11 protein-coding genes are annotated in these 6,468 nt (G+C 61.5%); all 11 read left to right on the forward strand.

Features of this window, described 5'->3' with window-relative positions:
* A partial coding sequence (locus QMC81_11435; GenBank protein ID MDI6908081.1) for a Mu transposase C-terminal domain-containing protein occupies nt 1-556 on the forward strand: 556 nt, incomplete at its 5' end.
* Nucleotides 557-578: 22 nt separating this feature from the next.
* Nucleotides 579-1,598, forward strand: a complete 1,020-nt coding sequence (locus tag QMC81_11440; GenBank protein ID MDI6908082.1) for an AAA family ATPase — start codon at nt 579-581, stop codon at nt 1,596-1,598.
* A gap of 150 nt (nt 1,599-1,748) precedes the next feature.
* Nucleotides 1,749-2,231: a hypothetical protein gene (locus QMC81_11445; protein ID MDI6908083.1), complete on the forward strand. Its 483-nt coding sequence runs from the start codon at nt 1,749-1,751 to the stop codon at nt 2,229-2,231.
* A gap of 14 nt (nt 2,232-2,245) precedes the next feature.
* Complete coding sequence (locus QMC81_11450; GenBank protein MDI6908084.1) at nt 2,246-2,704, forward strand: hypothetical protein; 459 nt, start codon at nt 2,246-2,248, stop codon at nt 2,702-2,704.
* A gap of 133 nt (nt 2,705-2,837) precedes the next feature.
* Nucleotides 2,838-3,203, forward strand: coding sequence for a hypothetical protein (locus QMC81_11455; GenBank protein MDI6908085.1), 366 nt, complete (start codon nt 2,838-2,840; stop codon nt 3,201-3,203).
* A 22-nt stretch (nt 3,204-3,225) separates the two neighbouring features.
* Nucleotides 3,226-3,876, forward strand: coding sequence for an ATP-binding protein (locus QMC81_11460; protein ID MDI6908086.1), 651 nt, complete (start codon nt 3,226-3,228; stop codon nt 3,874-3,876).
* On the forward strand, nt 3,873-4,088 hold the full coding sequence (locus tag QMC81_11465) for a hypothetical protein (protein ID MDI6908087.1): 216 nt from the start codon (nt 3,873-3,875) through the stop codon (nt 4,086-4,088). The genes QMC81_11460 and QMC81_11465 overlap by 4 nt, the downstream gene beginning before the upstream one ends.
* Nucleotides 4,089-4,102: 14 nt before the next feature.
* Entirely contained in the window at nt 4,103-4,360 is a 258-nt protein-coding gene (locus tag QMC81_11470) for an AbrB/MazE/SpoVT family DNA-binding domain-containing protein (GenBank protein MDI6908088.1), read from the forward strand.
* The gene (locus tag QMC81_11475) at nt 4,353-5,015 is read left to right on the forward strand and encodes a hypothetical protein (GenBank protein MDI6908089.1); all 663 of its coding nucleotides are present in this window, start codon (nt 4,353-4,355) and stop codon (nt 5,013-5,015) included. The genes QMC81_11470 and QMC81_11475 overlap by 8 nt, the downstream gene beginning before the upstream one ends.
* Before the next feature lie 135 nt (nt 5,016-5,150).
* Entirely contained in the window at nt 5,151-5,390 is a 240-nt protein-coding gene (locus QMC81_11480; GenBank protein ID MDI6908090.1) for a hypothetical protein, read from the forward strand.
* Nucleotides 5,391-5,425: 35 nt separating this feature from the next.
* Nucleotides 5,426-6,343, forward strand: coding sequence for an SUMF1/EgtB/PvdO family nonheme iron enzyme (locus QMC81_11485; GenBank protein MDI6908091.1), 918 nt, complete (start codon nt 5,426-5,428; stop codon nt 6,341-6,343).
* The last annotated feature ends 125 nt before the right edge of the window (nt 6,344-6,468 follow it).

The raw sequence follows: 6,468 nt of genomic DNA on the forward strand, positions 1-6,468 counted from the left end.
AGCGCGGGTGCTGGACATCTGCCTGATGGACGTGGAGCAGGCCAAAGTCAGCCCGGCCGGCATCCAGCGTTTCGGGACCAAGAACAACCGGCGCTGGTATACCCACAGGCTCCTGGAGAACTACGTGGGGCGACAGGTGGTTGTCCGCTACGATCCCAACCGGATCGGCGAGCTGCTGGTGTTCGACCCCAAGACCGGAAGATATGTTTGCACGGCCACCAACAAGGAGCTGCTGTCCTGGGACGCCTCCAAGGACGACATCAAGGAGCTTATCAAGCAGCGGGCGCAGCGCAAGAAAGAAGTCAAGACGCGGCTTAAGGAATACCAGACCTGCCGCGAGGACGGCCTGGAGGCCGTGGTGGCCCAGCGCCAGGAAGGCGGCAGGGCCAGGATTATCGGCACCACCACCGACGAGACCGACGTGAGAATGATCACCGGCATGGAGGAAGCGGCCAGGGCCAGGGAAACGGTCGCCAAGCCGGCGGACAAGCCCAAGAAGAAGCAGTCCAGCGGCAGGTTTGACGAGTTTATCAGGCGGGCGGGAAGCCAGGGATAAAACTTTTAAAGGGGGAGAGTAAATGTCTACGCAAGATTACGACGGCATGAATGGGGTCCGGCCCGGTTCGGGTTGGTCCAAAGAAAGGGCGCTTTTGTGGAAAGTGGCCAACGAGGAAGGCACGAAAAAAAGCGACATCGCCCAGGCCATAGGTATGTCGCGCTCTGCGGTAAGCCGTTACATCAACAACGATTATCCGGACAGCGAGGAAATGGTCAAGGCCGTCCGGGAGTACCTGAAGAAGATTGGCCGCTGGGAGGACGACCCGGCGGAAGCCGAAGCGGCGGCGGCCGCCGAAACGGCCGCGCCGGAAGGCGGGTATATCAAGCGGATTAAGGAACTGGGCTTTGTCCTCACCGGGGACGCGGAACGGGTGCAAGGGGTCTGCCGGATGTGCCACCTAAACAAGGAGTTCGGGCTGCTGACCGGCAACCCCGGCACCGGCAAGACCTACACCCTGGAAGCCTACCAGAAGCAGAACCCCCTGGAGGTGGTGCTGGTCACCTGCGACGAGACCAGCACCATCAAGAGCGTCCTGGCGGACACGGCGGAAGCTCTGAACATAGACCCCAGGGGAACCTCCTCAAGCCTGCTGCGCAGGATTGTAAAGGAGCTGAAGAAAAACCCGCGCCTCCTGATCTACGACGAGGCGGACCTTCTTAAAGGCCCCACCGTCCTGGAGGCCATCCGGGGGATATACGACAAGTGCAAGACTGTGGGCGTGGTCCTCTGCGGGAACAACGCCCTGGCGGAGAGGATTCTCCTCTACGCCGAGGACCGGCCGGAGATGGCCCGGCTGCGGGACCGCATCGGATACTTCCGGAAGCTGACAGGCATCTCCGAACAAGAAGCCAATAGCTTCCTGGTCAGGATTAACGCCACACCCGAGGCCAAGAAGCTATTGACCGCCATTGGACGGCGGCGGGGCATACGCCAACTGGTCAAGGCCCTGGGCCGGCTCCTGGAGGTCACGGAAGGCGACCTCATCACGGAGGACCTGGTGCAGGAGCTGGGGGACATTGTCCTCAGCTTCAGCGTATAGACCACGCCTTACAGTACATGGTAACCGAATTGGCGGCGGATTGCAACAAGTATTGTCTGGCAGGGCCGGCACATATTCCCGGCCCTTACCCCCTCTCCGGGGTTGGCACCCCGGCACTGAATGAGGAGCCATACGAAAGGGGGAGATAACTTGAGGATTTACGTGGCGTCGTCGTGGCGGAATTCATGCCAGCAGGAGATCGTGCAACTGCTCCGTGAGGGGGGGTATCAGGTTTACGACTTCAAGAACCCGGAACCAGGCAACCACGGTTTCCAGTGGACCGAGATCAGCCCCGCGTGGCAGGACTGGAACGCGGCCGAATTCCGGGAAGCCCTCAAGCACCCGGTGGCCGAAGCGGGCTTTGCGCTGGACATGGCGGCCCTGCGGGGGTGCGACGTGTGCGTGCTGGTCCTGCCCTGCGGCCGGAGCGCTCACCTGGAGGCGGGTTACGCGGCGGGTGCGGGCAAGCCCACCGTCATCTTGCTGTCCGGCCAGGATGAGCCGGAGCTGATGTACAAGATGACGCCGTACATCTGCGTCAATCAAGAGGAGCTGCTGGCGTGCCTGGAGGCAATACGGGACAGGCTGGACGACCTGCCCATACCGTACTGCCTGACAGAGCTTGCAAATTAGAAAGGAGGGTTAGAATGGCACGGGAACATAAGCCGACAAGGAGCGGCTACCCCCGCGACCTGCGGGACGCCGGACCGGCCGGCGAGGTAAAAACCACCTGGCAGCCGGAGGCGTTCACCTGGTACGGTGAGGAGGCGCGCGCGAAGGGCGGCGGGAATACCCTCTTCATCTACATAGGCAAGTCACAAATGAGGGTCTCCAGCGCTGCGGCCCTGGCGGCCGGCATGAAGGCCGGCGACCGGGTGCAGATCGGGGTCAACAAGCAATTCCTGGCGCTCAAGAAAAGCGGGACCGGCGTCCCGGCCAATTCGGACAGGGGCAAGACTTCCACCCACGGGCTGCTGATTTCGGCCACTCAGTTAATCAGAAAGCTGGCCGGCGACGGCTGGCCCGTCCCCTGCCGGGCGCTGTGTGTTTTCGATGAACAAAACGCCATGCTGGTGGCCCGCAAGCCGGGGGGGGGGTTATCCTGATTTCCGCATGGTGGCTATTAGCGGCTTTTGTTGTCGGCGGCTGGGTGGGCATCTTCACGATGGCCCTTCTGGCCGCAGCCGGCCGGGCCGACGAGGAGGCCGAAGCGCTGCGACGGCCGGAGGTGACGGAGTAATGGAACTGGATGAGCTGCGACGGCGGTACACGCCGGCCCAGCTTCAGGTGGTGGACCGGTACTTCGAGGTGCTGCGGTCCACCCGCAAGACGGGCAGGGTGGCCGCGTCGGTGTTGGTCAAGGAAATGGAATACTGGGCCAAGTTCCCGCCCGAGGTGGTGACGGAGGCCCTGGGCATCCACATCAGGAAGTACCCGGCCAAGAAAGAAGCCTATACCAGGGGCATCATGCGGGGGCTGGCGCGGGAAAGGGGTGAAACGGGTGGAAAACCTGGGGGAGATCACCCGGCGCGTGGCGGCTACGGTCAAGGCAAATACCGGAGCCACTACATCGACGGAAGCGACGAAACCGGCATGCCCTTTTAACGAGTGCGACGGCGGCGGCTGGGTGTTTGTGAGGGACGAGGACGGCGAAAGGATGCGGCAATGCCGCTGCGCTATCGCCCGGAAGGAGCAGGCCAGGCTGGAACGGCTGTTCAAGACGGCCAGGATACCCCGGCGCTTCCGGGAACGGCGGCTGGAGGACTTCGACTCCACCTACCAAAAAGGAGCCTGGAAAATCGCCTGCCGGTACGCGGAGCAGTTCGAGGCGTTGCGCCAGGAGAATAAAAACGGTCTTTGCTTCGTCGGCCCGCCGGGCACGGGCAAAAGCCACCTGGCCTATGGCATCCTGAACACACTCCTGGCCAGGGGTGTGCCGGGAATATGCGGGAGCGTCCCGGAGATCATGGACCTGCTGCGGCCCCAGGCCGGCCCCGGCCAGGAGGCCCAGGAGCGCCTGGAGCTTCTGAAGACCATGGACGTGGTGATCCTGGACGACCTGGGGGCCGAGCGGAACACCGAGTGGGTGACGGAGCGCCTGTACCTCATCATCAACGCCCGGTACGGGGAAATGCTGCCCACCATCATCACTTCCAACCTGGAGCTGGAGGAACTGGAGAAGCTGCCGGGCTGGGAGCGGATCACCAGCCGGCTGTTTGAAATGTGCCACCTGGTGCGGGTGGACGGGCCGGACTACCGGAAAGGGGGTAAAAGGTGAAGCTATTGCGACGGAAAAGGGCGGCGCAATACCCGCCGCCGGTCACAAAGGAGGAGTTCGAGGACGCCCTGCGGGCCGTGAGGGCTGCCGAAGCGAGGCTGAATCACGCCGAGGGCGACTTCGTGGAGGTGGCCGTCCTGGAACTGACGGCGGCCGAGAAAAGGTTTAACTGCCTACTCCGGACGGCACGGGCAGGCACAGCAAGACTTTAGAGGAGGGACAAAAGATGAACCAAGCAATGAAGCACAAGGTGATTAGTAAAGGCGGCGGCCTGACCATCCCGGCGGATGTGCGAAGGGAATACAACTTCCTGGCCGGCGAAGCGGTGGACATCACCGTGGACGACGGGCGGATAGTGATAAGCCAGCACACGCCGCGCTGCATGTTCTGTCAGAGCCATGAGAACGTCGGCAAATACATGGGCAGAAACGTCTGCCGGTCCTGCGTGGCCAGGATGGCGGAGGAGGTCGGAACCAATGGATGAGGCGGTAATGAAAGCCAAGGTAGACGAGTTTGCCAAGTGGGTCAACCTGGCCGCCGAAGCCAAGAAAGAGATCGAAAAGTTGAAGGCCGAATTTCAACGGCAGGCCGTTGAACTCATGAAGGACAGGAAGGTCAAGCAGGTGGAGTTCTGGGGGACGCAAAACGCCAAGGTGGCGGTGACGACCACCGAGACCCTGAAGCTGGTGTCGTACCACTTCCTGCTGCAGGTTGTCGGCGAAACGCTGCTCAAGGACTTTGTGAAGGAAGAGCCGCAGTATAAGCTGTCGGAACCGTTCAAGCGCCTGCTGACCGCCATTTTTCAGGGCGCATACGTGGAACAGTCGGTGGATGAAGTGATCGCCCAGATCACCGGCGACGAAAAGACCAGGAAGACCTTGAAGAAGAAGCTGAAAGGCAACTACGAGAAGGACGTGGAGAGCCTGAAGGTGATCGCCGGCCTGGCCGACAAAGACGCGGAGCACTTTGCCTATTTCGTTCAAGAGGCGGTTAACTACGGTAAGATCGTTCACCTGCTAGAGGCCGCCGGGTACGCGCGGAACACCGAGGACTTCACCAAGGCCCTGGACGCCATCCGGCACGCCGTGGTGGTCGAAGAGGGCATCAAAGTGGGCCTGGAAGCCGAAGGCGTTATGTGAAGGAGGTGTAGGCTGTGCGGAATAAGATGGCGGAGGCCCTGGCCTATATCTTCACCGGCTTTGTCGCCGGGTATTTTGTGGCCGCCCTGGTGGTGGCCAGGTACTGGGGCTGGCTCCCTTAAGGGGGTGCCGGCGGTGCGGCGACAGATCAGGCAAATCACGGTTATTCTCACGGAACACTTTCAGGAACGCTACCGGGAGCGGGTAGGCACCGCCCCCGCTTCCGCCCAGCGGGCCTGGGTGACCAGGAGCCTGGAAGTGCGCCGGCCCAAGAGGCAGCGGGACGGCAAGTACAGGCTGAAGCTGGTGGGCAGCCGCCACCAGGCGGTGCTGGCCAGGGAAAAGGACATCTGGGTGGCGGTGACGGTGAAATAGCCGCCCCTTATTAAAAAACGAACGGAGGTTAAATTATGTCGAACGCTCTGATTTACGATGACGCGGGCAAGCCCAGCATTATGGTGAGAATTCCGAAGTTCCGGGTTTCGGACGTGATACCGGGAGGACCGGACAAAATTCATTCGGCCTTTATTGTGGATGGCGTCGAGAAGGACGAGCTGTTCATCAGCAAGTACCAGAACATCATAGTGAACGAAAGGGCCTACAGCCTTCCGTTCCAGGAGCCGGCGGTTAATGTGACCTTTGACGAGGCGGTCGCCGCCTGCGAACTCAAAGGCCCAGGCTGGCACCTGATGACGAACGCCGAATGGGCAGCACTGGCGCTCTGGTCGAAGAAGAACGGCACCCTGCCGCGCGGGAACAATGACTGGGGTTCCAATATCGACCACCCGGACGAAAAGGGCATTTGCTTCGACGACTGCAAGGTGTTGACCGGCTCAGGCCCTGACACCTGGGCGCACGACCACACGCGGGACGGCATCTTCGACCTGTGCGGCAATGTCTGGGAGTGGTGCTCCGGGGTGCGGCTGCTGAACGGAGAACTGCAGATCGTCCCGGACAACAACGCCGCCAGGCGCACGGATCGGTGGGAGACGGTGACAGTGGACGGCAAAACGCTGAAATACTCCGAGACGGAAGGCGGGCTGATGCTCACCACGAACAAACCGAAGGGGAGCTGGAACGGGTGCCGCTTCAACGCCCTGGAGGCCGACATAGATGTGCCGGACATCCTGAAGGAGCTGGCCCTGTACCCGGTTGACGACACTATCACGGATTACTTCTGGGCCGGACTGAAAGGTGAGCGCGCGGCTCTACGTGGCGGGAACTGGTACCACGGGTCCTACGCCCGTTCGGGGTTCGCCCTCTACCTGGGCGCTCCGCCGTCGTACGCGAGCATCTACGTCGGCTTCCGCGCCGCTTTTGTCTTGTAGTCTGTAGTCTGAAAACTGTAATCTGGAACCTGAGCGACAGCGAAGGCTTGTAAGGAGGGCTGACGGTGGAAAACATGACGGCGGCACAAAGGAGGAAGATTTTTGCGGTGGCCAGGGAACTGAAT

This window comes from Thermoanaerobacterales bacterium, assembly GCA_030019475.1.
Classification (GTDB): Bacteria; Bacillota; Desulfotomaculia; order Desulfotomaculales; family JASEER01; genus JASEER01.

What these genes read in the sequence shown, in the direction of transcription:
- QMC81_11440 (MDI6908082.1), top strand. Translation starts at nt 579, where the DNA reads ATGTCTACGCAAGATTACGACGGCATGAATGGGGTCCGGCCCGGTTCG.
- QMC81_11450 (MDI6908084.1), top strand. Translation starts at nt 2,246, where the DNA reads ATGGCACGGGAACATAAGCCGACAAGGAGCGGCTACCCCCGCGACCTG.
- QMC81_11455 (MDI6908085.1), top strand. Translation starts at nt 2,838, where the DNA reads ATGGAACTGGATGAGCTGCGACGGCGGTACACGCCGGCCCAGCTTCAG.
- QMC81_11470 (MDI6908088.1), top strand. Translation starts at nt 4,103, where the DNA reads ATGAACCAAGCAATGAAGCACAAGGTGATTAGTAAAGGCGGCGGCCTG.
- QMC81_11475 (MDI6908089.1), top strand. Translation starts at nt 4,353, where the DNA reads ATGGATGAGGCGGTAATGAAAGCCAAGGTAGACGAGTTTGCCAAGTGG.
- QMC81_11485 (MDI6908091.1), top strand. Translation starts at nt 5,426, where the DNA reads ATGTCGAACGCTCTGATTTACGATGACGCGGGCAAGCCCAGCATTATG.